At 51.7% G+C, this 25,685-nt stretch carries 25 protein-coding genes and 1 pseudogene; 8 read left to right on the top strand and 18 right to left on the bottom strand.

Annotation, left to right across the window (positions count from 1 at the left end; genetic code table 11):
* Positions 1 to 4: 4 nt before the first annotated feature.
* The 4 genes from P0078_RS14295 to P0078_RS14280 all read right to left on the bottom strand — a co-directional run bounded on the left by P0078_RS14295 (position 5) and on the right by P0078_RS14280 (position 2,310).
* Complete coding sequence (locus tag P0078_RS14295) at positions 5 to 364, bottom strand: hypothetical protein (protein ID WP_282930619.1); 360 nt, start codon at positions 362 to 364, stop codon at positions 5 to 7.
* Between the two features lie 2 nt (positions 365 to 366).
* Positions 367 to 978, bottom strand: coding sequence for a DUF938 domain-containing protein (locus P0078_RS14290; RefSeq protein ID WP_282930618.1), 612 nt, complete (start codon positions 976 to 978; stop codon positions 367 to 369).
* Entirely contained in the window at positions 975 to 1,751 is a 777-nt protein-coding gene (gene yaaA / locus P0078_RS14285; RefSeq protein ID WP_282930617.1) for a peroxide stress protein YaaA, read from the bottom strand. The genes P0078_RS14290 and yaaA overlap by 4 nt, the downstream gene beginning before the upstream one ends.
* Positions 1,752 to 1,830: 79 nt before the next feature.
* Positions 1,831 to 2,310, bottom strand: coding sequence for a DUF4265 domain-containing protein (locus tag P0078_RS14280; protein WP_282930616.1), 480 nt, complete (start codon positions 2,308 to 2,310; stop codon positions 1,831 to 1,833).
* A gap of 72 nt (positions 2,311 to 2,382) precedes the next feature.
* Between P0078_RS14280 and P0078_RS14275 the strand changes: the two genes are divergently transcribed.
* On the top strand, positions 2,383 to 3,669 hold the full coding sequence (locus tag P0078_RS14275; RefSeq protein WP_282930615.1) for a M48 family metalloprotease: 1,287 nt from the start codon (positions 2,383 to 2,385) through the stop codon (positions 3,667 to 3,669).
* Positions 3,670 to 3,721: 52 nt separating this feature from the next.
* Here P0078_RS14275 and P0078_RS14270 read toward each other — a convergent pair whose 3' ends face one another.
* From P0078_RS14270 to P0078_RS14225, 10 genes and pseudogenes are all read right to left on the bottom strand, one after another.
* Entirely contained in the window at positions 3,722 to 3,901 is a 180-nt protein-coding gene (locus P0078_RS14270) for a hypothetical protein (protein WP_282930614.1), read from the bottom strand.
* Between the two features lie 17 nt (positions 3,902 to 3,918).
* Positions 3,919 to 4,467: pseudogene (locus P0078_RS14265) on the bottom strand (putative porin); the annotation flags it as partial.
* 12 nt (positions 4,468 to 4,479) lie between these two features.
* On the bottom strand, positions 4,480 to 4,668 hold the full coding sequence (locus P0078_RS14260) for a hypothetical protein (protein ID WP_282930613.1): 189 nt from the start codon (positions 4,666 to 4,668) through the stop codon (positions 4,480 to 4,482).
* A gap of 429 nt (positions 4,669 to 5,097) precedes the next feature.
* Positions 5,098 to 5,961, bottom strand: a complete 864-nt coding sequence (locus P0078_RS14255) for a putative porin (RefSeq protein ID WP_282930612.1) — start codon at positions 5,959 to 5,961, stop codon at positions 5,098 to 5,100.
* A 289-nt stretch (positions 5,962 to 6,250) separates the two neighbouring features.
* Entirely contained in the window at positions 6,251 to 6,565 is a 315-nt protein-coding gene (locus P0078_RS14250; protein WP_282930611.1) for an antibiotic biosynthesis monooxygenase family protein, read from the bottom strand.
* Positions 6,566 to 6,648: 83 nt separating this feature from the next.
* Positions 6,649 to 7,350: a phosphate signaling complex protein PhoU gene (gene phoU, locus P0078_RS14245; protein ID WP_282930610.1), complete on the bottom strand. Its 702-nt coding sequence runs from the start codon at positions 7,348 to 7,350 to the stop codon at positions 6,649 to 6,651.
* A gap of 23 nt (positions 7,351 to 7,373) precedes the next feature.
* Complete coding sequence (pstB, locus tag P0078_RS14240) at positions 7,374 to 8,183, bottom strand: phosphate ABC transporter ATP-binding protein PstB (RefSeq protein WP_282934617.1); 810 nt, start codon at positions 8,181 to 8,183, stop codon at positions 7,374 to 7,376.
* Positions 8,184 to 8,285: 102 nt separating this feature from the next.
* The gene (gene pstA / locus P0078_RS14235; protein WP_282930609.1) at positions 8,286 to 9,572 is read right to left on the bottom strand and encodes a phosphate ABC transporter permease PstA; all 1,287 of its coding nucleotides are present in this window, start codon (positions 9,570 to 9,572) and stop codon (positions 8,286 to 8,288) included.
* Entirely contained in the window at positions 9,565 to 10,944 is a 1,380-nt protein-coding gene (gene pstC, locus P0078_RS14230; RefSeq protein ID WP_282930608.1) for a phosphate ABC transporter permease subunit PstC, read from the bottom strand. Before pstC ends, pstA begins: the two co-directional genes overlap by 8 nt.
* Before the next feature lie 161 nt (positions 10,945 to 11,105).
* The gene (locus P0078_RS14225) at positions 11,106 to 12,158 is read right to left on the bottom strand and encodes a PstS family phosphate ABC transporter substrate-binding protein (protein WP_282930607.1); all 1,053 of its coding nucleotides are present in this window, start codon (positions 12,156 to 12,158) and stop codon (positions 11,106 to 11,108) included.
* Between the two features lie 183 nt (positions 12,159 to 12,341).
* Here P0078_RS14225 and P0078_RS14220 point away from each other — a divergent pair, with 183 nt between their 5' ends.
* The 3 genes from P0078_RS14220 (at position 12,342) to P0078_RS14210 (ending at position 14,852) form a co-directional block, all read left to right on the top strand.
* Positions 12,342 to 12,914: a TRAP transporter small permease subunit gene (locus P0078_RS14220; RefSeq protein WP_282930606.1), complete on the top strand. Its 573-nt coding sequence runs from the start codon at positions 12,342 to 12,344 to the stop codon at positions 12,912 to 12,914.
* On the top strand, positions 12,911 to 14,272 hold the full coding sequence (locus P0078_RS14215) for a TRAP transporter large permease (RefSeq protein ID WP_282930605.1): 1,362 nt from the start codon (positions 12,911 to 12,913) through the stop codon (positions 14,270 to 14,272). The genes P0078_RS14220 and P0078_RS14215 overlap by 4 nt, the downstream gene beginning before the upstream one ends.
* A gap of 190 nt (positions 14,273 to 14,462) precedes the next feature.
* Complete coding sequence (locus P0078_RS14210) at positions 14,463 to 14,852, top strand: acyl-CoA thioesterase (protein ID WP_108735392.1); 390 nt, start codon at positions 14,463 to 14,465, stop codon at positions 14,850 to 14,852.
* Between the two features lie 69 nt (positions 14,853 to 14,921).
* On the opposite strand, the gene P0078_RS14205 is transcribed toward P0078_RS14210, so the two are convergent.
* On the bottom strand, positions 14,922 to 16,055 hold the full coding sequence (locus P0078_RS14205) for a TRAP transporter substrate-binding protein (protein WP_282930604.1): 1,134 nt from the start codon (positions 16,053 to 16,055) through the stop codon (positions 14,922 to 14,924).
* Positions 16,056 to 16,287: 232 nt separating this feature from the next.
* Entirely contained in the window at positions 16,288 to 18,492 is a 2,205-nt protein-coding gene (uvrD, locus tag P0078_RS14200) for a DNA helicase II (RefSeq protein WP_282930603.1), read from the bottom strand.
* A 139-nt stretch (positions 18,493 to 18,631) separates the two neighbouring features.
* Between uvrD and hexR the strand changes: the two genes are divergently transcribed.
* Complete coding sequence (gene hexR, locus P0078_RS14195; protein ID WP_282930602.1) at positions 18,632 to 19,486, top strand: transcriptional regulator HexR; 855 nt, start codon at positions 18,632 to 18,634, stop codon at positions 19,484 to 19,486.
* A 117-nt stretch (positions 19,487 to 19,603) separates the two neighbouring features.
* Complete coding sequence (locus P0078_RS14190) at positions 19,604 to 20,863, top strand: multidrug effflux MFS transporter (RefSeq protein ID WP_282930601.1); 1,260 nt, start codon at positions 19,604 to 19,606, stop codon at positions 20,861 to 20,863.
* A 10-nt stretch (positions 20,864 to 20,873) separates the two neighbouring features.
* On the opposite strand, the gene gstA is transcribed toward P0078_RS14190, so the two are convergent.
* Together gstA and P0078_RS14180 are read right to left on the bottom strand one after the other, a co-directional pair.
* Positions 20,874 to 21,479, bottom strand: a complete 606-nt coding sequence (gene gstA / locus P0078_RS14185) for a glutathione transferase GstA (RefSeq protein WP_282930600.1) — start codon at positions 21,477 to 21,479, stop codon at positions 20,874 to 20,876.
* 114 nt (positions 21,480 to 21,593) lie between these two features.
* The gene (locus P0078_RS14180) at positions 21,594 to 21,989 is read right to left on the bottom strand and encodes a DoxX family protein (protein ID WP_282930599.1); all 396 of its coding nucleotides are present in this window, start codon (positions 21,987 to 21,989) and stop codon (positions 21,594 to 21,596) included.
* Positions 21,990 to 22,508: 519 nt separating this feature from the next.
* On the opposite strand from P0078_RS14180, the gene P0078_RS14175 reads away from it, so the two are divergent.
* Both P0078_RS14175 and P0078_RS14170 read left to right on the top strand, forming a co-directional pair.
* Complete coding sequence (locus P0078_RS14175; protein WP_282930598.1) at positions 22,509 to 23,810, top strand: cation:proton antiporter; 1,302 nt, start codon at positions 22,509 to 22,511, stop codon at positions 23,808 to 23,810.
* Between the two features lie 13 nt (positions 23,811 to 23,823).
* A complete protein-coding gene (locus P0078_RS14170) occupies positions 23,824 to 25,680 on the top strand; it encodes a monovalent cation:proton antiporter-2 (CPA2) family protein (protein WP_282930597.1) in 1,857 nt (618 codons plus the stop codon).
* Positions 25,681 to 25,685: the final 5 nt, after the last annotated feature.

Below are 25,685 nucleotides of genomic sequence, written 5' to 3'. Positions count from 1 at the left end.
TCGATTACTCCAGTTCCTGCAGTTCTACTTCTTTACCGTCTTTGACATAGCTGGCCGTGCCCTCTTTACCCAGAGCATTTGCTTCCCGGCGCAAAACCAAATGGTGCAACTGCAAATCCCCATCGCGCAGCAGTAGGTGCTCATTGCCCTCATCATCGGTAGGCAGGGCCTTAGCACCAATGAGGGCATCTCGCAGAGCGCGCAGCTTGGGCACATCGCGATAGCGATTCAAGTCATTCGACAAACGGGCTTTCATGCGCTCACTCTCATGCAGTGCCGCCGCTGTCTCACGGTACTTGGCAAAAAAGAATACGGCTCCAATGGCAAAAGCTACGATCACCGCTATTTCAAACCACTCAGGCATAGTTACTCCTTATTATCATTTTTGCGCCAAACAATTAATTGATTATTGGCCGGCAAGAAATTTAGTTCTGTGCGACTGAACCCCGCACTCTCTGCCAGCTGATCGAGCCATTCGAGATCGCGAATCCCCCGCTGGGGATCATGCTCCTTCAACTCGATATCAAAATCCGCATTAATAGGGCCAATAAACTCTCCTGCAATTTTCACTGGACCGTAAACGATCAACAAACCTTCCGGCTCCAGAACATCGGCACTGTGCAGAAAGAACTTTTGTACCAGTTCAGCCGACATAATATGTAAGGTGTTTGCAGTGAAAATAGCATCAGCCGAAATCTCGGGCCAAAATTCGCCAACATCGAGCACTAGCGGCTGTGGCAGGTTGCTATTGGGGACCTCCGCCAGCCAGGACTTTACTACCTCCAGCTGTTGCGATCGCTCTGAAGTTTGCCATTCAAGATGCGGTAAATGCGGAGCAAAATATACTGCGTGCTGACCAGTACCACTGCCAACCTCAAGCACTTTGCGACTTAAAGCCAACAGGCGAGTCAGTTGTTGGAGAATCGGCTCGCGATTGCGCCCGCAGGAGGGCGCATTCGGCAATTCAGTACTACTCACTGCGGTTCATCCCGGGTAAATACCCAATCCCACTCAGTGGACATATTCGGGTTATAGACATAACCGGCCACATCAAACCCTTTCAGCTCTTCAGCCTTCTTTACCCTCTGGTCAATGGCCCAGCGACTCATCATGCCTCTGGCTTTTTTAGCGAAGAAGCTAATCATCTTATACTGACCATTTTTCAGGTCCTTAAAATGCGGGGTGATCACCTGAGCATCAAGCTGCTTGGTTTTGACTGATTTGAAATATTCATTGGATGCGAGGTTTACCAACTCGCGACTCTTCACGCCCTGCAACTGCGCATTCAATGCTTCGGTAATCTTATCTCCCCAAAATTCATAGAGATTCTTACCCTTGGCATTTTCAAATTTAGTGCCCATCTCCAGGCGATAGGGTTGCATCAAGTCCAATGGGCGCAGCAAACCATAAAGGCCAGAGAGCATACGTAAGTGCTTTTGCGCATAGGCAAAGTCCCGCTTACCCATAGTCTCCGCCTCCAATCCGGTATAAACATCACCTTTAAAGGCGAGCAGGGCGGGGCGGGCGTTGTTATCGGTAAATGGGCGCTTCCAAGTGTGGAAGCGATCGTAATTCAAGACTCCCAACTTATCTGAAATCTTCATCAAGCTGGAAACCTGCTGCGGGCTCAGTTCGCGCAGCTCTTTGATCAGGGCTGCTGATTCTTTCAAAAAGTCCGGCTGGGTGGTTTCCAGTGAGGGAATATCACTTTCATAGTCCAGGGTTTTCGCCGGTGAAATAACTATTAACATCGGGTGCCTTCTCGCTTCGCTATCGCCTCAACCACACACTACCAAGCTATTGTGGCTGACCCAAATATATAGCGGATGTTTACTCTGGCTTTAGGACGTCCTGCCACCAATTGAGTGGAGTCTGCCCGTCTTTAGGGTCATAAACATTGCCGTAATACCAAACGCTGTTAGCCCCATCGCAGGCACTGTTGAGGATCTCCTCAATCTTATCGAATCCACAACTGACATGAATGCTGTAGACCAATACGCGCGGAGCCTCCAGATCCAAATCGCCCCCGAGCTTCTCCAGCTGTGGGGTCAACTTATCAGACAGTTCCGTGCTATCGCCGCGACAAAAAATACGCACCGCCAAATTCCCCGAGCGCTTTACCAACTCAAATTGCTGGGTGTCTTTATCGACCTTAATGTAATCCCCACTGGCGATTCCCTTAATAAAGACAGGGGATCGCACCAATTGGCAGCTATCATCCTCGCTCACACGAACCTGTAGCCGTTCCACCACGGGCTCACCTTCGGGGTTGTTGCCCGCAAATAACTCAATGACTTGAAGTGCCGTCATAAACCTCAGTTCCCGTACTGTGTACAATGAGTAACCATTCTAATGACTCAACATTATACAGGGAGGGAGGCAATGATCTCGCGTACCCAAGCGCTTACGGCATGTGTCGCGTTTTGGACAACCACGATTCTCGGAGGATGCGTTGTCAATCCAGTCACCGGTGAGAAACAGGTTTCGCTGATATCTCCGCAGCAGGAGGTTCAACTGGGGCAACAGCACTATGCTGCCAACCAACAGCAACAGGGCGGCCAATACACCATTGATCCGGCCCTGCAAAACTACATCAATCAGGTTGGCCAAAAGCTGGCGCGGGCCTCAGACCGCCCCCAGCTACCTTACGAGTTTGTGGTTCTGAACAATTCGGTTCCCAACGCCTGGGCCTTACCCGGCGGCAAAATCGCTATCAATCGAGGCCTGCTGGTGTTACTCGATGACGAAGCTGAGCTCGCTGCCGTACTGAGCCATGAGATAGTTCACGCTGCTGCGCGACATTCCGCAACTGCGATGTCCCAACAACAATTACTGGGCGCAGGCCTGGCAATCGTGGGAGCTGCCACCCAGGACTCTGGCTACTCTGACTTGATTGCCACCGGGACTCAACTGGGGGGCTCCGCCTATATTGCCCGCTACAGTCGCGGCAATGAGTTAGAGTCAGATCAATACGGTATGAAATATATGGCCGCTGCGGGATATGATCCCCAGGGGGCCGTACGCCTGCAAAGAAAATTTGTTGAACTGTCGGAGGGGCGGCAAGCTGGTGGACTGGAAGCGCTCTTTGCCAGCCATCCCCCTTCCCAGTCTCGTGTCAGCGCTAATATCAAGCACAGTCAATCTCTACCCAAAGGGGGAATCACCAACCGGGCCGCCTACCAAAAAGCCATAGCGCAATTAAAGCGCGATGCCGATGCTTACAAGAATTACGACGATGCGGTTGCCGCAACCAATAGTAAAAAGTTTGACTCTGCACTAAAGCTGGTGAGAAAAGCTCAAAAACAGCAACCCAAAGAAGCTGCCTTTTTTGCGCTAGAAGGCGATTTACTCAGCCAAAAGAAACAATATAAAAATGCCCGAAAGGCATACGACAGTGCCATTCAAAAGAATCCGGCGCTATTTTCGTATTGGCTAAAACGGGGAGTCACTAATATCCAATTAAAAAATTATAGCTCTGCAGAGGGCGACCTAACCAGATCACTACGCTATCTGGATACCGCTTACGCTCACTACTACCTTGGCCAGACCTATGAGAGACAGGGAAATAAGCAAAGTGCTTACAAGCACTATCAGGAAGCTGCCGGGGCCGGAGGGGAAATTGGCACCATGGCACAAAATCGAATAAAAGCCATCGCCAACAAGGGATAAATAAATCCGATTAAAATAAAAGGGCTATCTGAGATAGCCCTTTTAAGCTTGCTTATAACTGAACTGTTAGGCTAAGTTCAAACTTTTCAACATCAAGTTCAATAAAGGGAGTCAGAAGGCTAAGCACGGTATCATTTTCAAGATCCGGCATAACATCAAGCGTTGAGGTAGATCCAGCACGATAGGTATCACTACCAAAGCTGCGAATGTTAATATTATCATCTGCCTCCATAGTGCTATAAGCAGCCTCTAAGGCAATATTCCGACTAAAGAAGTGGGGAAAGCCAGCTTCATATCGTCTTTCTCGTCCAATTTCATACCAAACGAGGTGCTCTGTGTGAAGAAATAATCTGCACCAATCTGCCAATAATCGTCACCGCCTTCATAGTCGGCATAGGACAGTTCAGTGGTCAAATACCTCCCACCTCCTAAGTTTATGAAATATTTGGAGGAAAAGACAGCCACATCGAATCCATCGTCACTGACAAAATCAAAACCAATATAATCAGCACCGTTCAACGGATGATTGTATCGAAACTCAACATAAGTCTTTTCATCAGACTCAAAATCAGTATGGGAAAGTTCCAATAAAAAATTCGGGTTAAATAAATAGCCAAGAGCAACCGTGTCAATATTAAGATTATTAACTTCGGTTAAATCAACACCGAAAATCAAACCATTTTGAGAGAAATACTCTCCGGTCACAGCGTAACTATCGGCATTATTATTATCTACTTCATTGTGGAAAAAGGCTGCCGATACATTACTTACTTTATTAATATATTCAAACTCTTTTAGGGGGCCTAGAGTTTATTTTCCAGAAAAATAATAAGTAGTTTCAGCCAAAAACTGATTGCCACCTGAATCGAACTCACCACCCAAAATATTTAGATCATAATCCAAACTAGAATAGCCAGCTGTAGTAATTGACTTATATTCCTCAGCGGCAGCTGTTACTGGGAGAAGTAACACGGGAAGAACAGCGAGACTGAATCTCATTTCCAGAACCTTTCGTTTACATATCAACCTAAATTAAGGTACGAATTCTAGCAATAATTTTTGAAAACGCAATAAACGCTACTTGCAAGAAATAAAATTAGCGTCTACTCATATAGTCCTAGTGCACTAATTTACTATTTTCAACGCCAAGCTATAAACAACTATTTCGAAACAGAAAGAAACTTAAAACAGCTCCAGAGTTATTTTTACACTTCATACAGATTTATTCGTGAGAAAACGAAATTAGCAAGTTACTTACAAGATCTATCAGGTGGCCAGCAGAACAGGAAAGGAGGAGGAGAAAGTTGGACCCATGGTACAAATTAGAATTAAAATTGGTAAAGTATAATATCTTATTTTTATTGCAACATAGCAATCAGAAATTTAAGTAAAGAGGACCATCTAAGATAGCCCTCTTTAACAGTCGACTTATAGCTGTACAGTGAAGCCTAGCTCAAACTTATCTACATCAATGTCAATATTATTGCCTGCTCCGTAAGTATTTAGGCCAAAGCTACGAATATTCAATCCATCATCATGGATAGTACTGTAAGAAGCTTCGACAGCAACATTACGGCTTACAAAGTGAGAGAAACCTACCTTTACATCTTCATTCTCATCAAACTTTGCACCTAAAGATGTGCGTTGATTAAGAAAATAGTCTGCACCAATTTGCCAATAGCTATCACTATTTTCGTAATCAGAATAGCTAAATTCTGCCGTTAAATATTGATCGCCACCTAGATCAGCATAGTACTTAGAGGAGAAAACACTCTTCTCAAAGTCATCATCGGTAATCAGATCAAAACCAACATAGTCAGAACCACTTAACTGGTGACTATAACGAAATTCAGCGTAAGCATCATCCTCAGAAAATTCATCACCATCAACATATGATAATTTTACTAAGAAATTTGGGACAACCAAATAGCCTAAAGAAGCAGTATTAATATCTTCATCATCAATATTAGCTAGGCTTGCTCCCAAAACTAAACCAAAATTAGTAAAATACTCACCGGCTACAGCAAAACTATCTTCATCCGTACTAGCTTGATCAAAGTGATTGAAAGCCCCAGATAAATTACTAGCCTTATTGATATATTCAAACTCATTCAAAGGGCCAAGGGACTCTTTACTATCAAAATAGTAAGTAGTTTCAGCTATAACTTGATTTCCATCATTCTCATCGAAATCAAGGTTTGAATAACCGGCAGAAGTAATAGAGTTGTAATTTTCAGCAGCAGATGTTGCAGCGACAAGCATCAGGGGGAGAGCAGCAAGCTTGAATCTCATTTGATAAATCCTTCGTTAACGTAGCGATCCAAATTGGGCTGCGGATTGTAGCAAAAGTTTTTTGGTGCGCAACAACAGCAAATTACACGATAAGCAATTAGAGCCAAATTTGCGGTGAAGCGAATATTTTTTTCGACAAAAAACGTATCAACCAGAAAAAACAAATACTGTAATTGACTGTAATGTACCAAATAAATAAATACCTGCTAAAAACAATAAAATAAAAAGTTTTATTTTATTGTCCGAAGACATATTTATTCAGGTTGTATTCAGGTTCAATTGATTAACATCAATCACTGTTAATATTTACGACCCATTGCGGGTCATAAAATTCCCCTATTAGATTAATTTTTACAAAAGGGGCCACGCTGGCAATGATTTCATCAATTTCTTTACTGTGCTCAGCTTGCATAGCATCCCGATCTTTTTTACATCGCCAGCTAGCAATGGCTATCAACACATTGGGGTCATCAATTTTTCGATGAAGCTCTGTGCCCATCGCTCCCGGAGAGCGCTGTATGATCTCGGAAGCACGCAACCAAGCATCGGCATAATCCTCAGCTTTAAACCCATCTTGTAAATAAACTTCGAAGATAAATTTCATTCCCTGTATTACCTGACGACTAAGAATTAGATTCCAACAAAAAAAGGCCGCACTAGGCGACCTTTTTAAATTAGCAAAACCCTTTAGGACTTGCGTAGATTTTCCTGGTGCCCGTGCCGAATGTCAGCACCCTCCACCAAGTAAACAACCTGCTCACAAATATTTTTCGCATGGTCACCAATCCGCTCCAGTGAGCGCAGGGTCCACAACACATTAATGACCCGGGAAATACTGCGCGGGTCCTCCATCATGTAAGTTACCAGTTCACGTACGGCCGTACGGTAATCCATATCAACCTGCTGGTCCTCAGCAAGAGTTTGCAGAGCCGACTGCACATCGAAACGAGTATAGGCATCCAAGGCGTCATTGAGCATTTTGCGCACAGCATTGGCAATATGACGGATTTCGGTATACCCGCGCGGCGACGTACCTTCATCTGTCAGCGCTATGGCCATCTTGGCAATCTTGCTCGCCTCATCTCCAATTCGCTCCAGGTCGCGGGCAATTCGAATGACAGACAGCACCATACGGAGGTCAGATGCCGCCGGTTGGCGTTTGGCAATAATTAGCGTGGCGTGCTCATCCAGGGCCATCTCACTCTTATCGATGACTTCTTCAATACGCAGAACTTCCTCGGCCAACTCACTGTCAGCATTGGCCAGGGCATCAACTGCATCGGCAACCTGGCGGGCGACCATACCGCCCATTTCCAGCATCTCTGTCTTTAAGCTTTCCAGGTCTTCATTAAATTGGCGTGAGATATGTTGATCGAAATGCATTTCCATAGTTTTCCCTCCGAGCAGGAACCTTAGCCGAAGCGGCCGGTGATATAGGCTTCAGTGAGTTCGTGCTCGGGGTTGGTGAACACCGTTTCAGTATCGTTAACTTCCACCAAATGCCCCAAATGGAAGTAAGCCGTACGCTGACTCACCCGCGCAGCCTGCTGCATCGAGTGAGTAACGATTGCGATAGTGTAGTTCTGGCGCAGCTCATCGATCAGCTCTTCGATTCGCGCCGTTGCAATCGGGTCCAGGGCAGAGCAGGGCTCATCCATCAGGATCACTTCCGGGCTCACCGCAATAGCGCGGGCAATGCACAGGCGCTGCTGCTGACCACCGGACAGACCCGTACCCGGCTTGTCCAAACGATCTTTAACCTCATTCCACAGACCGGCGCGGCGCAGGCTATTTTCTACGATCTCATCCAGATCGGCGCGGCGGCTGGCAATGCCGTGGATTTTTGGGCCGTAGGCCACATTCTCGTAAATGGACTTGGGAAAAGGGTTTGGTTTCTGGAATACCATACCGACGCGGGCGCGCAGGGGTACCACATCCACTTTGGGGCCATAGATGGGGTCACCATCCAGACTTAACTCGCCCTCGACGCGACAACCTTCAATGGTGTCATTCATGCGGTTGAGGCAACGTAAAAACGTCGACTTACCACAGCCGGAGGGACCGATCATGGCAACCACTTCATTTTTTCCAATATCGAGACCGACCGAGTGGATCGCCTGGGTTTCACCATAGAAAACATTCACATTGCGCATACGCAACTTGGCGGTGTCACAGAAGGGTTGGCCAACTGTTTCTCTAACATCAGCCCGATCATTCATCATTTGCCTACCCGCAACATCGGATTGCGCCGCATCAGTTTGGCTGGCGGCATCCAGGGTCATGGTACTCATATAATATCCCGCTTTCTGATAATCCGCGCTCTGTTACCAGCGGCGCTCAAGTTTCTTGCGCAGCAATACCGCGCTGGTATTCATCACAATCAGCACACTCAGCAACACCATAATGGCTGCGGAGGTGCGCTCGACAAAGGCGCGCTCCGGGCTATCTGCCCACAGGAAAATCTGCACAGGCAGCACGGTGGCCGGGTCGGTTACCCCGGCAGGTACGTCGACAATAAAAGCGACCATACCAATCATCAATAGGGGTGCCGTCTCACCGAGGGCCTGGGCCATACCGATAATCGCGCCGGTCAACATTCCCGGCATCGCCAGGGGCAGCACATGGTGGAAAACCACCTGCATGCGCGAAGCTCCCATACCCATTGCCGCCTCGCGAATTGAGGGCGGTACTGCCTTCAAAGCCGCGCGGCTGGAAATAATAATCGTGGGCAAGGTCATCAGTGTCAGTACCAAGCCCCCTACCAGAGGCGCCGAACGCGGCAACTCAAAGAAATTAATAAATATCGCCAGGCCCAGAAGACCGAAAACAATAGAAGGCACTGCCGCGAGGTTGTTGATATTCACCTCAATCAAATCAGTCCAACGGTTTTTGGGCGCATACTCTTCCAGGTAAATCGCCGCCGCCACACCGATAGGAAATGACAGTGCCAGAGTTACCAACAGGGTAAACAGGGACCCCATCAAGGCTGCGCGGATGCCCGCCTGCTCTGGTTCACGGGAGTCGCCATTAGTAAAGAAGATGGTATTGAACCGCTTCTTCAGTTCACCGCTGTCCAACAGCTGCTCAATCCAACCAGCCTTCTGGTCCGAGGTACGACCACGGAAACCCTCTTTGGAATCCTTCAGGCTTTTGACGAAAGTATCCACATCGTCATCGACTGACAGCCAGACTTTCTCGGATTTACCCAACAGTTCCGGATTCGCCGCCAAACGATCGCGCAAGGTAAAAGGTGCTCCCGAGGAAACCAGGCTGTAGAGCTCGCGCTTGTCACTGCGACCAGTCACAGTGGGAAAGCGTTCGCGCAGGGACTGACGAATAACACCGGTGAAGTTTGCCCAGGTCAGACTTTCATCATCGACCTTATCGATGCCCAGAACCTGTTCGTCGTAGTGCACCTCCAGTTGGATAGCTGTCTGCACAAAGGCACCACTGCCTTTGCTGATAATGTCAGTGAACAAAATCAGTACAGCGAGTACACCAAAGGCAATACTGCCGATACCCAACCCACGAAACAGCTTTTCTTTGCGGTGACGGCTGGCGAGGCTTTTTTCTATGCGCTCGCGAACCTGCGCCTGAGTAAGATCAGTCATACTGCTCCCGGTATTTTTTCACTACGTGCAAGGCAATAAAGTTCAGCACCAAAGTGGAGATAAACAACATCAGGCCCAAAGCAAAAGCGGCGAGGGTCTTGGGACTGTCAAATTCCTGGTCGCCAACCAACAAAGTCACAATCTGCACCGTCACAGTCGTGACCGATTCGAGCGGGTTTGCGGTGAGGTTCGCCGCGAGCCCGGCGGCCATAACCACAATCATGGTTTCACCAATTGCGCGGGAAACGGCCAGCAATACACCGCCGACGATGCCGGGTAGTGCCGCAGGAATCACAACTTTGCGCACCGTCTCGGACTGGGTGGAACCCAAACCCAGGGCGCCATCGCGCAGGGACTGGGGCACTGCGTTGATTACGTCATCGGATAGAGAGGAGACGAAGGGAATAATCATGATGCCCATCACCAGGCCAGCGGCCAGTGCGCTTTCACTGGAGGCCTGTAGGCCCATAGAGGTGGCCAACTCGCGAATAAATGGAGCAACGGTTAAGGCAGCAAAAAAGCCGTATACCACGGTGGGTACACCGGCGAGAATTTCGAGTACTGGCTTGGCCAGGGAACGCACGCGCTTACTGGCGTACTCGGCCAGATAAATAGCTGCCATCAATCCCACAGGTACCGCCACAAACATGGCGATCGCGGACACCATAAGAGTTCCGGTAAACAGGGGGACAGCACCAAAAGCACCGCTCGATCCCACCTGGTCTGCGCGCAGTGCCATCTGTGGGCTCCAATGCAAACCAAACAGGAATTCACTCACTGGCACGGACTGGAAGAAGCGCAGGGATTCAAACAATACCGATAACAAAATACCGACAGTGGTTAGAATCGCGGCGCTGGCACAGGCAATCAGCACCGTGCGCAGCACTTTTTCAACTTTTTCGCGAGCGCGCAGCTTGGGAGAAAAACGCAGCAGTGCAAAAGCGGCAAGGCCGCTGGCCAACACTAAACTCAGGAAGGCCTGTAAATTATTGGAGCTGGAACGCAACTGACCGAGGTAGTCTGCAGCACTCTGCAATTGTGGGGACTTTTCACCTATCAGGTGGCCCGCCGCGAGATTCTGGATCTGCGCGTAGAGAAGGTTCTGCCCGGAGATGCTCTCCGGCTTATCGGCAATACTATTCATGACCATCGCACGGATGATCGAATCGTCAAACACCAACCAGGCACAGAGTAATATCAGTGCTGGCAAACCACACCAAAGGGCGGTGAGTAATCCGTAGTAACTGGGTAGGGCGGCCAGATTGCGAACGCCGCCAAGACTGCGAGCAGCGTTCACTGCACGGCGAAAGCCAGTGCCGTAGGCCACTAATATCAAGAGCAGCAAAAGTGCGAACAGTGTGGGGGTTTGCATTGAATTACCGTACTAAAAATATCGTCGCTGGCATTATCCAGACTTTATCCCCGCGTTCCATCACAGGGGGGCGACAATTTGTGAGTCTTCTTATAAAGAACGGCCAAGCCCTTTCGAGCTTGGCCGTCAATTCCCTTTGACAGTACAACTCCAGAATTTTTTTACTTGGCTGCGAGATTACTCAGTGCGTTCAGCTTGCGCACATCAGTAGCAATCTTTTGACGCTTCTCGGTGGGCAGAGGAATCATACCTTTGTCAGCCAGGTAGCCGTCTTCACCCCAGGCGCGCTCATTGGTGAATTCAGCCAAGAACTGCTTAACACCGGGAACCACATCAGCGTGTTGCTTCTTAACGTAGATAAACAGCGGACGGGAAACCGGGTAGCTCTGGTCAGCGATTGAGTCGAAAGTAGGAGCCTGATCTTCGATCAGGGAGCCCTGTACCTTATCAGCATTCTGGTCGAGGAAACTAAAGCCGAAGATACCCAGGGCGTTCGGGTTGGCAACCAGCTTGTTCACGATCAGGTTGTCGTTCTCACCGGCTTCAACATAAGCACCGTCTTCGCGAACGTTGTGACAGATCGCTTTGTAAGCGCTCTTGTCTGTTTTCTTCATGGCTTTGATCCAGCCAAACTTCTTACAGCCACCTTCCATTGCCAGCTCGGCAAAAGCATCGCGGGTACCGGAAGTGGGGGGCGGACCCAAAACTTCGATTTTGGTGTTGGGCAGAGCTGGGTTTACGTCCTTCCAGGTCTTGTAGGGGTTGGCTACCAGAGTTTCAGAACCGTCTGGGTTAGGTACTTCCTTAGCCAGGGCCAGAAAGATGTCTTTACGAGTCAGCTTAAAGGGAGCTGCTTTCTTAGCATTCGCAAGAACGATCCCGTCGTAACCGATCTGTACTTCAACAACATCAACACCGTTGCTGTTACACATCTCCAATTCGGATTGCTTGATGCGACGGGAGGCACCGGTGATATCCGCAGTGCTTTCTCCAACACCCTGGCAGAACAACTTCATGCCACCACCCGTACCAGTGGACTCAACGACTGGAGTTTTAAACTGGGTTGCGCGGCTAAAACGCTCCGCCACAGTCGTAGTAAACGGGTAAACAGTAGAGGAACCTACAACACTAATGTAATCGCGCGCTGCCATAGCAACCTGTGAAGTTGCCAGGGTCAGGGCTGCCAGAGAAGTCGCCAGAATTTGCTTGTTCATTGTGTAACTCCGATGAGTGTTTTTATTTCACGCGGCGATGCTAGGAACAACGGGTGACGATTCTATGAATAAAAGATTACAAAAAGGTTACAGCTGTATTTTTACCCTGCTGGCATGAGAGCGGGCAAAGGGTTAACCTTCGAGCAACATAAATAACAATAAGATGTAAAGAGAGAAGCCCCCATGCGTTTTCTGCTGTGCAGCGCGCAGGCACTCGAGCGCCTGACCAGTCATACCGGGCAACTGCTGTCCTGGTTCACCTGGGCCATGGTCCTGTTACAAAGCTGTGTTGTGGTGATGCGCCACGGCTTCAATACCGGTTCTATCGCCCTACAGGAATCCGTGATTTACCTGCACGGTGCCGCCTTTATGCTGGGGCTGGCCTATGCGTTGCAGACCGATGCCCATGTGCGGGTGGATGTCTTCTACCGCAGGATGAGCGCCAGGGCCAAAACCTGGATCAATGCAATTGGCTATCTGGTATTCCTCTTACCGCTTTGCGTCTTTCTATTTATAAGCAGCTGGCACTTTGTACTGAATAGCTGGTCAGTTTTTGAAGACAGTGCGAACGCCGGCGGCCTGCCTGGGGTATTTTTACTGAAGAGCCTGATTCCTCTGTCCGCAGTCACCTTGGCTCTGGCGGGACTGGCCCAGTTTATTCGCGCCCTGGTGCAATTGATGCTGCCCCAACAACAGTCCATTCCAATGTCGTCGTCAAAAGCAGTACTGAAGCAGGTAGAAGGGGCCGAAGTGTGATTGAGCTGATCCCCTTTCTGATGTTTGCAGCCGTCTGCGCTCTGCTTATGTTCGGCTACCCAGTAGCTTTTACCCTCGCGGGTACCGCCCTGCTATCAGCGGGCCTGGGTATTGTGTATGGCGTATTTGATGCTGAGTTGCTGCGCGCCTTCCCCGATCGCCTCTACGGCATTATGCAAAACGGCACTCTGGTTGCCGTTCCGCTATTTGTGCTGATGGGGGTAATACTGGAGCGAGCCAAGATTGCCGAAGATTTGTTGGTTAATCTGAGCAAAGCCTTTATGGGGGCTCCTTCGGGACTCGCCATTTCCGTAGTGGTGGTGGGCGCGCTGCTCGCCGCCAGTACTGGCATCGTCGGTGCAACTGTAGTCACCATGGGGCTGATGTCACTGCCCACCATGTTAAAAAATGGCTACTCCCCCAAACTGGCTACCGGCACTATCTGCGCCACCGGTACCCTCGGGCAAATTATCCCTCCCTCTATTGCCTTGGTTCTGTTGGGTGATACCCTCTCCAATGCCTATCAACAGGCACAACTGTCTGCAGGCATTTTTAATCCCAAGCCGGTCAGCGTGGGGGATCTGTTTGTGGGGGCAATTATTCCCGGCTTACTGCTGGTGGCCGCCTATATCATTTATCTATTATTTATCGCCCGTCGCCCCAAACCCACAGAGACCAGCGAGCCTCCAGAAGTGGATAAGGCCCAGCTGCTTCGCAGTCTTTTGCCACCGATTGCCTTAATGCTGATTGTGCTCGGATCAATCATCGTTGGCGCTGCCACCCCCACAGAAGCGGCCGCCGTCGGCGCACTGGGGGCGGCGCTACTGGCGTCCAGTCGCGGAGCACTCAGCTTTAAACGTGCCGGAGAAATCGGCCGCAGTACGCTTCAGGTCTCGGCAATGGTTTTCGCCATATTGATTGGCGCTTCTTTATTTTCTCTAGTTTTTCGCGGTTACAACGGCGAAGAGTTGGTGACAGGATTTTTCCACAGCCTGCCCGGAGGGGTAATCGGCGCGACCCTACTGGTGATGCTGGTAATCTTCCTGCTGGGCTTTATCCTCGACTTTATCGAAATCACTTTTGTAGTGGTACCAATTGTGGGCCCGGTACTGCTGGCAATGGGCGTTGATCCGGTGTGGCTCGGCATTATGATTGCCATCAATTTGCAGACCTCTTTCCTGACACCTCCGTTTGGGTTTGCTCTCTTTTACCTGCGCGGGGTAGCCCCCAGTTCTGTGGCCACATCGGCCATCTATCGCGGGGTAGCGCCTTTTATTGCCATCCAACTTTTACTGCTGTGCCTGCTGGCGATATGGCCGGCCCTGGCCACTTGGTTGCCGGGGGTAGTTCAGCAATAGTGATTTGCGACATGTGAAAAACCGCCAATAGCCTGAAAGTACCAACTTCAGCTGCCACAAATGCGCCTGCAGTCGACCAAAGAGCAAAATTTATTCTGGTCAATTACTGGCCAAATTGTGCTAGAATGCGCCACCATTCCAGTAGTGGAAACCAATAACTCTAACAATCTGTGAGTACCCGATGTCCGCACTGTCAGCTCTCGATGAAGATCCGCAACCCACAGGCACGTTAACCCTGCAAACCCTGGCTATGCCCCGCGATACCAATCCGCAGGGGGATGTTTTTGCCGGTTGGCTGATGTCGCAGATGGACCTCGCTGGCGCCATTCTCGCGCAAACCATGGCACGCGGTCGTGTTACAACCGTTGCGGTAGGCAGTATGGTTTTCCTGCGGCCGGTTCCGGTTGGCTCAACCGTCAGCTGTTATGCAGAAGCCATTGAAGAAGGGCGCTCCTCGATTCGCACCATGGTCGAGGTTTGGCTGACGCGGGTGGATTCTGGTGAGCAGGTCAAGGTCACCGAGGGTGAGTTTGTATTTGTCGCTATTGACGATGCCGGCCGTACCAGGCCGCTGCCCTGACTGTAGATATTGGGTTCCCCGGCTGTAGAGCAACACAGCCGGCACCTTCATTTGCCTAGTAGATGGGCGCTAATCTTCTTTTACTTCTCGCGCTTGGTAGTAAGCTTCTTCACTGATCTCGTGGTAGGGCTTCACATCCCGTTCAAATTCCTTAAAGGCTTTGTAAACACGGGCAAACTCCGGGTCCCGCTGCGCCGTCTCCTGCATGATTTCGTTGTTGATCTTCTTCAGGTGAGACAGAACATCTTCCGGCAAGCGCTCCACTTTTACCCCGTGCTCTTCTACCAGCTCCTTGAGGGCCCGGTTATTGCGTGCCGTGTATTCGTCGAGCATATCCTGGTTGGCTTCACGGGCGGCGACTCGCACTATTTCCTGCAAATCGGTGGGCAGTTTTTCGAACGCCTTTTTATTGACGATAAATTCCAGGATAGAACCCGGCTCATGCCACCCGGGGTAGTAGTAATATTCGGCAACCTGGTGGAAACCAAAAGCGAGATCGTTGTAGGGGCCCACCCATTCGGTAGCATCGATCACTCCAGTCTGTAGGGCGGTGTAGAGTTCTCCACCGGGAATGGTCACCGCCGTGCCACCGGCGCGGTTTAAAACCTCTCCGCCCAGGCCGGGAATACGCATCTTAAGACCCTGTAAATCCTTCACCGACTTGATAGGTTTGTTGAACCAGCCGGCCATCTGTACACCGGTGGAGCCCCCCGCAAGTGGAATCAGGTTAAAGGGCTCGTAGATCTCCTCCCAGAGTTCGAGACCACCGCCGTGATGCAACCAACCATTCATTTCCTGGGCATTCAATCCGAAAGGCACTGCGGTAAAAAACTGGGCTGCAGGCACCTTGCCTTTCCAGTAATAGGCAGCACCGTGCCCCATCTGCGCCGCGCCTTCCGATACAGCACCAAACACGCCCAGGGCAGGTACCAGCTCACCGGCACCATACACCTTGATCCTGAGACGCCCGGCTGACATGGCCTCGACTTTCTTGGCAAAGCGCTCCGGCGCACTGCCGAGGCCCGGGAAGTTCTTGGGCCAGGTAGTAACTAATTTCCACTCGAACAGCTCTTTATTGCCCTCTGCGGAAAAGTGCTGGGCAGGGCCCATCGCTGCACGGGAAGCTACCAGGGCGGCGAAGGTAATGGCGAGCAGGGCTAAGAGCCCGAGAATGATGGCCGGGTACCAATTGAGTTTTTTCATTGCTACTAATTTATCGTTATTTTTGTATTGTACAAATTATCGGCAGACGCTTTGGTCGCCAACTTAGGTCTTCAGGGGAAGTCCTCTGTGATCTGACCCTGGTATTTTGGATGGATTCCCGCTATCGCTGGAATCCATTCACCACTATCTAACTTTCAATTCTGCATGCCTCTCAGTACCGACATGCTCCGGCACTCAGTATTTAATGCTTAGTGCCAGCTCAAGCCATCACTTAAAGCGGCTGCAACTTGGCCATTGAAAGTATCAGCCTCTTGTCGCCAACATCGTCAAAATTAACCAGCACCCGCATTCGAGGACCCGTTCCCTCAAACTCAATGACAGTTCCTTCACCAAACTTGGCATGGTCCACTCGCCCGCCCAGGACCAGCGGGGGCAAATCATCGAAGTCTGGCGCCGGGTCGGAAAACTGGCCTACCTTGCCGTAGTCCGCCTGATAGAGAGGACGGGAAATTTCGGTCTTCAGGCGCACTTCTTGCACCAAATTAGGTGGAATTTCGCCGATAAAGCGGGAAGGGCTGTTATAGGTTTCACTGCCAAACAGACGCCGGTTTTCCGCGTAGGTAATGTATAGCTTGCGCATGGCGCGGGTGATACCCACGTAGCAGAGGCGTCTCTCCTCCTCCATGCGGCCGGGCTCCTGCGCCGACATCTTGTGGGGGAACAGGTTTTCCTCCACACCCGCCATAAATACCAGGGGAAACTCCAAGCCTTTGGCGGAGTGCAGGGTCATCAGCTGGACGGCATCCTCAAACTCATCCGCCTGACCTTCACCGGCATCGAGGGCAGCGCTATCGAGGAACTGGTTAAGAAGCGGGATTTCCTCCTCATCTTCCTCTCCCTCGGGCAGACCTGCACCGGTAAAGCCGCGACAGGCAGTGACCAGTTCCTGCAAGTTCTCCACCCGTGTTTGACCTTTCTCGCCTTTCTCTTTGCCGTGAAACTCCAACAAACCGCTGTTTTCGATCACATCCTCAGCAATAGCATCCAACTCTTTATCTTCTGCATTCGCTGCCAGCTGGTTAATCAGGTCCAGGAAGCTCTGCAGGGCATTGCCGGCGCGAGCAGCCAATACCCGCTGCTGCAACATCAGCTTGGCCGCCTGCCACAGGGAGCAGCCCTGCTCCCGAGCATAAGAGCGAACCATCTCTACAGTGCGCGCGCCGATGCCACGGGTGGGCGTATTCACCACCCGTTCAAACGCAGTATCATCATCTCGGTTGGTAATCAGGCGTAAATAAGACAGGGCATTCTTGATTTCCAGGCGCTCGTAGAAGCGCTGGCCGCCATAGATACGGTAGGGAACCTGCTCGCGCAAAAGCCCCTCTTCAAGTACCCGGGATTGGGCATTGGAGCGGTAGAGGATGGCGATGCTATCGCGGCGATTACCGTCGCGCACCCAGTCATTGATACGCTCGACAATAAAGCGCGATTCATCCTGTTCGTTGTAGGCCGCGTAGACGGCGATGGGCTCACCCTCTTCACCCTTGGTCCACAACTCCTTGCCTAGGCGACCACTGTTATTGGCGATCACCGCATTTGCCGCGTTCAGAATGGTGGAGGTGGATCTGTAGTTCTGCTCCAGTCGCACCGTCTGCACTTCTCGTAAGTCTGTGGAAAAGTGCTGGATATTCTCGATCTTGGCACCGCGCCAACCGTAGATAGACTGGTCATCGTCACCCACGGCGGTGATATGGCACTGCTCACCGGCGAGTAAGCGCAGCCAGGCATATTGAATCGTGTTGGTATCCTGGAACTCATCCACCAGGATATGGGGGAAGCGCCGACGGTAGTGGGCCAAAATAGCGTCGTTATTCAGCCAAAGCTCGTGAGCGCGCAGCAGCAGCTCGCCGAAATCCACCAATCCGCCGCGCTGACAGGCCTCTTCATAGGCGAAATAGATTCGCACCATGGTCTGCAACCAGGGATCGGCGCCGGCATTGATATATTGCGGACGCAGACCTTCATCTTTCTGCGCGCCAATCCACCACTGGGTTTCACGCGGTGACCACTTTTTATCATCCAGCCCCAGATCTGCCTGTACCCGCTTGATCAGGCGAAGTTGGTCGTCGGAATCCAGGATCTGGAAGTTCTGCGGCAACTTGGCTTCTTGCCAGTGAGCCTTGAGCAGGCGGTGAGCCAGGCCGTGGAAGGTGCCCACCCACATGCCAAAGGTATTCACCCCCAGCAGCTCTTCGATACGGGCGCGCATCTCGCGGGCCGCCTTGTTGGTAAAGGTTACCGCCATAATGGAGTAGGGCGAGGCGCCCTCCACCTGCATCAGCCAGGCGATGCGGTGTACCAGCACCCGGGTCTTGCCCGAGCCAGCGCCGGCCAGAACCAATTGATTGCCGGGCGCGGCAGCTACTGCTTCGCGCTGGGCGTCGTTGAGGGGGTCTAAAATCTGAGATACGTCCATGGGCGAAGATTGTACCAGAGCTGATGCACAAGACCTGTGTAAATAAACAGGATTTTGCCCTACCTGACAATGTAATGTCGCTCGCCAGCGGAGGGCACAGCGGCTAAACTGCGCCATCTGGCATAGAGAAGGAAGTCCTGTGAAACCGGCGGAAGTAACGCAACGAATCAGTGAACAACTGTCATCCATGCGCAAATCAGAGCGTAAGGTGGCGGAGTATATTCTCGCCAACCCCGATGAAATCATTCATATGCGCATCGTCGACCTGGCTACTGAAGCCCAGGTGAGTGAACCGACCGTGGTGCGCTTTTGCCGCGCCGTGGGCTGCTCCGGATTCCAGGAGTTCAAGCTGAACCTGGCGCAGCAGCTGGCTTCCAGCCCCAGCTTCGGCCAGATTGCGGTTACGGAAACGGATACCATTGCCGAATACAAGCGCAAGGTTTTCGACTCCACGGTGGATACCCTGCTGAAAGTCCGCGATAGAATTGACGACCGTGCCCTCGAGGCCGCTGTCACTGCGATGGCCGCTTCCAAGCGGGTGGAATTCTTCGGTTTTGGCGCCTCCGGTGCCGTCGCCGCCGATGCCCAGCACAAGTTCTTCCGCCTGCAATTGGCCACCGCTGCTCACTCGGACCACCACATCCAGAATATGTCGGCCATGTCCATGCAAGCGGGGGATGTAGTAGTAGCTATCTCCCAGAGCGGTCGCACCAAGGCGTTACTTCGCTCCATGAGCATGGCAAAAGAGCAGGGCGCTCTGGTGGTTGGTTTGGCACCCAGCGGCTCGCCGGTGGCACAGCAAGCCAGCATCCCACTGGAAGTGGATGTAGAAGAGGATATTGAGATCTATACGCCGCTGTCCTCGCGCATCGCCCATCTGGTGGTAATCGATGTCCTCGCTATCGGCGTAGCCCAGCGCAAAGGTCCTCAGCTACAGGAGCACCTGTTGAAACTGAAACAGGGACTGTACACATTGCGGGAAGACAAGCACTAAACTCCCTGATATCCAAAGCGGGCAAGGGACAATGTGCCCGCCCGTTTCTACCAAAGCCATTTCCCGCCAATTGGGCTTTGCCGGGAAGATCCTTCCAGGCTGTACCTGAGCAACATAATGACATCCATCGCTTCTAACCCGGACGAGAAAGCCCCGCGCTGGCTAGTGGTGTGGCTGGCCGCACTCGTTTCTCTGACACCTTTTTCCATCGACAGCTACCTGCCGGCCATTCCGGCGATGGCGGCGGCCCTGGATACAGAAGTCGAGCGGATGCAGTACTCAGTGTCCAGTTTTCTGCTGGGCTTTGCCCTTGGACAATTATTTGGCGGACCATTATCAGATCGCTGGGGACGGCGCCTCGTAGGAACTATCGGCCTCAGTATCTATATAGCCAGCTCCCTGTTAGTCCTGTTTACCGACCATGTAGACCAACTGATTATCCTGCGCTTCTGCCAGGCAGTTGGCGGCGGCTTTGCCACAGTAATATGTGCTGCAATTGTGCGCGACCTACACAGTGGCCGTGAGGCGGCAAAAATTATTTCCCTGATTAGCACCATCATGCTGATTGCACCACTGATCGCCCCGGTGATCGGCTCCGCACTACTAGCCGTTGGCGGCTGGCAGAGTATATTCGTCTTTTTGTTACTGTACGCTTTGGCAATGCTCGTACTAGTACAGTTGCTGTTACCGGAGACCGTCTCCCGCTTTACCCGCGCACGCCGCCAGATGATGCCGCTAAAGTCTCTCGTGGGCAGCTACGGCCAGGTTTTGCGCAATCCCCGCGCTATTGGGTTCCTGATTGCACAGGCCTGTGTCAGCGGTTCGATGTTTATCTACATCACCACCGCGCCCTTTGTGTTTATGGATTACTTCGGTGTTAGCGCGAATCAGTTCCCACTGTTTTTTGGTATCTGCGTACTCGGGCTAATTTGCATGGTTCAGGTGAATATCCGCCTACTGAACTTTTTTGAGCCGCGCAATATCCTGCTGGCGGGTATTGTGTTGCAGCTATTGGGTTGCGGCCTGCTGCTGCTGGGAACTATGACAGGAGTCAAAGAACTTACCCTGTGGATGATTCCCCTGGTACTGGTGATGAGCTGTATCGGTATTACCGGCCCCAATGCCGCCGCCTGTTATTTGGAGTTCTTCCCCAAAATCAGCGGTAGTGCCAACGCGCTATACGGCGCCGCTCTGTTTATTACCGGGGGGATACTGGGTGGACTGGCGAGCAGCCTGCACACCGGAACCCTGACACCTATTGCAGGATCTATGGCGGGCTGTGCTTTTGTGGCACTACTCTCTGCACTATTCGTCGCGAAGGTTCGCCAACCGATCGAGTCCGATATCCCTGCAACCCGGCGCTTTACCCCGCGTTAACGGCAGCTCTTTACACCGGTTCTAAACTTTCCTCCTGAAGCGCCCGCTGCACTGCGGGCCTTTCTTCCATTCTCTTTTGGAATGCTTGAAGCCGGGGCCACCGGGGCATATCAAACTGCTGATGTTTCAGCCAGCGAGAGAGAACATACAGGTAGGCATCGGCAACCGTGAAACCGTCTCCCATTAAGTAGTCTTTATCAAGCTGCCCTTCGATATAGTCAAACCAGCGGATAAGCCTAACCCGGGAACCCTCCTGCTCCTCTTCTGTACCATGCCAGAACAGTGGTTTAAATAGCTTGTGGACTTCAGCACTGAGGAAGTTGAGCCACTCGAGAAGCCGGTAATGGGCCAGGGTGCCCACTGGTGGCGCCAGTTGCGCGTCGGGCTTTTGTTCCGCCAAAAACTGGACGATTGCCGGACCTTCTGTCAGTACTTCTCCGCCTTCCAGTTGCAGTGCCGGCACGTACCCTTTAGGACTAATCCTTGTAAAGTCGTCGCCGTTTTCCAGCTCGTGGGTTTTTAGATTGACCTTTTGCAGGCCCAGATTGATCCCTGCTTCACAAGCAACAATATGAGGCGATAGAGAGCAAACACCCGGTGCATAAAAAAGCTTCATGGTAATCCTGTAGAGTCATTACCTATATCCCAGCAGTATAGGCCCGGCTTATTTCTCCCCAATGAAGCACGATTGCAATTGGCTTGAATTCCTCTATACAACTGTTGCTGAAATCTACTTACCGCGTATCCAATGGTCCAGGCTAAAGCGACCGGCACCGGCACAGGTAAGAATCAGGAAACCGCCGGCAATCGTGATATTTTTCATAAAGCTGGTCATTTCTGTTGCATCACCAGGGGATAGGTGTACCAGGAAGGCCGAAGCGAGACAGAACAGGAAAAGAACAAAAGCAGATATCCGGGTGAATATCCCCAGTAACACCGCGAGTCCTCCCACCAACTCTATAACGATGACCAGGGGCAAAATGAAGCCGGGTATCCCCATGGAAACCATAAAGGCCTCTGTCATTTCGTAGCCGCCAATTTTATTCCAGCCGGCAAATATAAAGATCAGCGACATCAGTACCCGACCGATCAGCTTTGAGGTGTCGCACAATATCGAATGCTTCACTACTACTTCCTCAATTGCGCATTTATGGGTATGGACTATCAACCAGTGTAGACACTGTCGTAAAAATTCATGAGATAGTCGGTAGCTGCCTTTACTCAGGAGGGATAAAAACTACTAGATTGGCGTGACAATCATCCTTTTTATTTTCAATAGTCAGTAGGAATCTACTAATTGGCAGTTAGTAAGTAATGAAGTAATGTTTAAAAAGCTAAGGCATTAATGAATTTTAGTGGGTAGGGGAAGTCGATCCGTTTGAGCGCAAAACTGAAAAATGCAGTTGTCTGGCGCCCTAGAGCCGCTACAATTGCGCGCCCATATAAAAGGGAGTTGGCCGCTTGTGCCCGCGCGGCCCGCCCCGGTGTAATCCTGTTGCCCTAGATCCACTCCAAGGGAAATCGAGCAGCCTCTGCACGACTACAATAACGGCACACTCACCATCATATAAATTGCCGCAGGGGCGCTCCCCAAAATGGCATTAAACCATCCGAGAATATTTCAGCGCTGGAGTCCACACACGGCATGGAAGTTTATTACACCTTTTGTTTTCTTGCCGCCGTATCAGTTTTTCTGGGTTTCTTGAACCAATACGTATTGCGCGCCCAAACCACGATCGCTATTACCGCCGGTGCCCTGGCCTTATCACTATTGGTCACCGCCCTCGGCAAGTTGGGGGTGGTAGAGTTGCGCACCTGGGCAGATCAGCTTCTGCCGCTCCTCAACCTTGAGGATATTCTGCTCAAGGGAATGCTCGGGTTTCTGCTTTTTGCCGGCAGTTTGCATATCGATCTGTTGGAGCTGCGCAACCAGAAACTGGAGATCGGTCTTCTCGCCATTGTCGGTACCCTCATTTCCACCTTTGTGGTCGGGGCCCTTCTTTACTGGTTCCTGATGCTGATCAATATGCCGGTGGCTTTTGTTTACTGCCTGTTATTTGGTGCATTGATCTCTCCCACCGATCCTATCGCCGTACTGGCAATAATGAAAAACCTGAAAGCCCCGGAGCAGGTTTCCATTCAGGTGGAAGGTGAGTCCCTGTTCAACGATGGCTTCGGTATCGTGATCTTCGCGGTGATTTACGCACTCGCTTTCGAAGGCGGCCAACCTACAGTACCGGCAGTGGCTGAGCTATTCGCTATCGAGGCACTGGGGGGCATATTGCTGGGACTGATCATTGGTGGCGTTTTCCACTGGGCTATTTGTTGTACCAATGATCACAGCCTGGAATTGATGCTGACCATGGTTATTCCCACTGCCGGTTTTTCCCTGGCCAATGTGCTCGGGGTCTCCGGCGCCCTGGCAATGGTGGTGAGTGGCATTATTATTGGCAACTTTACCCGCGAGCGCGGCTTTTCCCGGGTGAGCCAACACGAGCTGGATAATTTCTGGAGCATCACCGAGGACTTCCTCAACGGTTTGCTCTTCCTGCTGGTGGGCCTGTTCCTGATTACTATCGACCTGCGCCCCTCCGACTACCTACTGATGGCAGTGGGCATTGTCATTGTTCTCACCGCCCGAGTTTTCGCTGTCGGCATACCCTTCCTGTATTTAAAAAGTCGCCGCAAGTACCACCCCTATACCAACCGGATTTTGATCTGGGGAGGGTTGAAAGGTGGTCTGGCATTGGCGCTAGCGATGTCGATTCCCGCCGGCAGTGCCTTCGTCCAGGGACAGGACCTTCGCTACCTGTGGGTGGTCATGACCTATGGCGTGGTGCTCTTTTCTATCGTCGTACAGGGCTCTACCATAGCGCCATTGATTCGTCGCAGCCGGGAGTTTTCTGAGCCCGAACGCGACGAGCCCCAGCAACCGACAGCCAAATAGCGATAACGATTAAATGGAACACTCCGGCTTCCTTATTGAGGCAGTAATTTTCATGGCTGCCGCAGTGATTGCGGTACCCATTGCCACCCGCCTGGGCCTGGGCTCAGTCCTCGGTTACTTACTCGCCGGTGTGGCCATAGGCCCAAGTGCCCTAGGCCTGGTCGGCGATGCCAGCGATGAAATGCACGTTGCCGAGTTTGGTGTTGCACTCATGCTGTTCCTGATCGGCCTGGAGCTGCAGCCGAAGAAGTTGTGGAAAATGCGCGGTGCTATCCTAGGCACCGGTAGTGCCCAACTACTGTTTTCCGCTGCGGCCATCGCTGGATTGGTTCTCGCCTTTTCCGAGATGGATTGGCGCTCATCGGTGGCCATTGGGCTGATCCTGGCACTGTCCTCAACTGCGATCGTATTGCAGTCCCTCAGTGAAAAGGGCCTGCTGAAAAGCCAGGGCGGGCGCGCTGCATTTGCGGTACTTCTGTTCCAGGATATCGCGGTTATTCCCATCCTCGCGCTATTGCCGCTATTGGCGGGCACCGCTGCCAGCCCCCATGAAAGTGGCTTGAGTGGTTGGTATTACGCATCGGCAGTTATCGGCACCATGCTGGCTTTTATTTTCGCCGGGCGTTACCTGCTCGGTCCCTTACTGCGTCTAATGGCGGGCAGCCAAGTTCGCGAACTGTTTACCGTGAGCGCGCTACTGATCGTATTTGCCGCAGCTGCGGTAATGACCTGGCTGGACCTATCGCCGGCACTGGGTACTTTCCTCGCCGGGGTATTGCTGGCCGAGAGCGAGTTCCGCCATGAGCTGGAAGCGGATATACAGCCTTTTAAGGGCCTGCTGTTGGGTCTCTTCTTTATCGCCGTGGGTGCCAGCCTGAATTTCTCCCTGATCGCGGACAATCCGCTGGTGCTAATCGGATTAGCACTGGCATTGGTGCTGGTTAAATTTACCGTGCTGTTTGCCCTGGCGCGCACCTTGCGAATGTCAAAGGGCGAGGATTGGTTGTTCGCTCTGTCATTAGCGCAAGCCGGTGAATTCGGTTTTGTACTGGTGGCGTTCTCTACCCAGCTTCAGGTCCTGAGTGCGGACATCGGCAACCTGTTAGTAGCTCAAATTGCTCTGACCATGGCCCTGACACCAGTGCTGCTGCTGATCTACGAACAGTTTATCCAGCCGCGGTTTGTCACCGGCCCAGAGGTTCCCGCCAACATAGATACATCACCGCCTGTGGATTCGGGCTCACCGGTAATCATTATCGGCTACGGGCGCTTTGGGCAGATCGCCGGGCGACTTCTAAATGCCTGCGGTTTCAATACCACTTTGCTCGAACGCAATGCAGAACAGCTGGATCTGGTGCGCCGCTATGGTATCAAGGCTTACTACGGGGATGCCTCGCGAGAAGATCTGCTGCGCGCCGCCGGAGCCCAAAATGCGAAGCTGGTTATCCTGACCTTAAGCGACCAGGCCGCATGTCTGGAAATTGTGGCCCAGCTGCAAAAACACTTCCCCAATGTGACCATCCTCGCCCGGGCCCGCAACCGTATGCACCAATATGCTTTGATGGAAGCCGGGGTCCGCTATATCTTCCGCGAGACCGTGGACTCGGCCCTGACCATCGGCGAAAAGGCGCTGGAACTATTGGGACTCAGTCCCATACAGGCGCGCCGCGCCGCCTTGAAATTCAAGCAGCACGACCAGCGTATGCTGGAGGCACTTTTCCCCTACTGGCGCGATGAGTCCCAGCATATTGCGCAAAGCCGAATCTATCGCGAGCAGCTTTTACAGGCGTTACAACAAGACCGCCGCGACAAGGACCTGCATCTGGATCACTACTGGGAAGAAGCCAAGCCCGAGATGGAAAAACAGTAAGCCGG

This window comes from Microbulbifer sp. VAAF005 (assembly GCF_030012985.1).
Lineage (GTDB): Bacteria > Pseudomonadota > Gammaproteobacteria > Pseudomonadales > Cellvibrionaceae > Microbulbifer.
This window is presented reverse-complemented; position numbering and strand designations above follow the sequence as displayed.

Bases quoted from the DNA above. Each gene is read 5' to 3' on its own strand.
- uvrD (WP_282930603.1), bottom strand. From the start codon at position 18,492: ATGGACGTATCTCAGATTTTAGACCCCCTCAACGACGCCCAGCGCGAA.
- P0078_RS14250 (WP_282930611.1), bottom strand. From the start codon at position 6,565: ATGAAATTTATCTTCGAAGTTTATTTACAAGATGGGTTTAAAGCTGAG.
- P0078_RS14270 (WP_282930614.1), bottom strand. From the start codon at position 3,901: ATGGAGGCAGATGATAATATTAACATTCGCAGCTTTGGTAGTGATACC.
- P0078_RS14255 (WP_282930612.1), bottom strand. From the start codon at position 5,961: ATGAGATTCAAGCTTGCTGCTCTCCCCCTGATGCTTGTCGCTGCAACA.
- phoU (WP_282930610.1), bottom strand. From the start codon at position 7,350: ATGGAAATGCATTTCGATCAACATATCTCACGCCAATTTAATGAAGAC.
- pstC (WP_282930608.1), bottom strand. From the start codon at position 10,944: ATGCAAACCCCCACACTGTTCGCACTTTTGCTGCTCTTGATATTAGTG.
- P0078_RS14295 (WP_282930619.1), bottom strand. From the start codon at position 364: ATGCCTGAGTGGTTTGAAATAGCGGTGATCGTAGCTTTTGCCATTGGA.
- P0078_RS14220 (WP_282930606.1), top strand. From the start codon at position 12,342: ATGCGTTTTCTGCTGTGCAGCGCGCAGGCACTCGAGCGCCTGACCAGT.
- P0078_RS14280 (WP_282930616.1), bottom strand. From the start codon at position 2,310: ATGACGGCACTTCAAGTCATTGAGTTATTTGCGGGCAACAACCCCGAA.
- P0078_RS14225 (WP_282930607.1), bottom strand. From the start codon at position 12,158: ATGAACAAGCAAATTCTGGCGACTTCTCTGGCAGCCCTGACCCTGGCA.
- pstA (WP_282930609.1), bottom strand. From the start codon at position 9,572: ATGACTGATCTTACTCAGGCGCAGGTTCGCGAGCGCATAGAAAAAAGC.
- yaaA (WP_282930617.1), bottom strand. From the start codon at position 1,751: ATGTTAATAGTTATTTCACCGGCGAAAACCCTGGACTATGAAAGTGAT.
- pstB (WP_282934617.1), bottom strand. From the start codon at position 8,183: ATGATGAATGATCGGGCTGATGTTAGAGAAACAGTTGGCCAACCCTTC.
- P0078_RS14205 (WP_282930604.1), bottom strand. From the start codon at position 16,055: ATGAAAAAACTCAATTGGTACCCGGCCATCATTCTCGGGCTCTTAGCC.
- P0078_RS14190 (WP_282930601.1), top strand. From the start codon at position 19,604: ATGACATCCATCGCTTCTAACCCGGACGAGAAAGCCCCGCGCTGGCTA.
- P0078_RS14175 (WP_282930598.1), top strand. From the start codon at position 22,509: ATGGAAGTTTATTACACCTTTTGTTTTCTTGCCGCCGTATCAGTTTTT.
- P0078_RS14170 (WP_282930597.1), top strand. From the start codon at position 23,824: ATGGAACACTCCGGCTTCCTTATTGAGGCAGTAATTTTCATGGCTGCC.
- P0078_RS14275 (WP_282930615.1), top strand. From the start codon at position 2,383: ATGATCTCGCGTACCCAAGCGCTTACGGCATGTGTCGCGTTTTGGACA.
- P0078_RS14260 (WP_282930613.1), bottom strand. From the start codon at position 4,668: ATGAGATTCAGTCTCGCTGTTCTTCCCGTGTTACTTCTCCCAGTAACA.
- gstA (WP_282930600.1), bottom strand. From the start codon at position 21,479: ATGAAGCTTTTTTATGCACCGGGTGTTTGCTCTCTATCGCCTCATATT.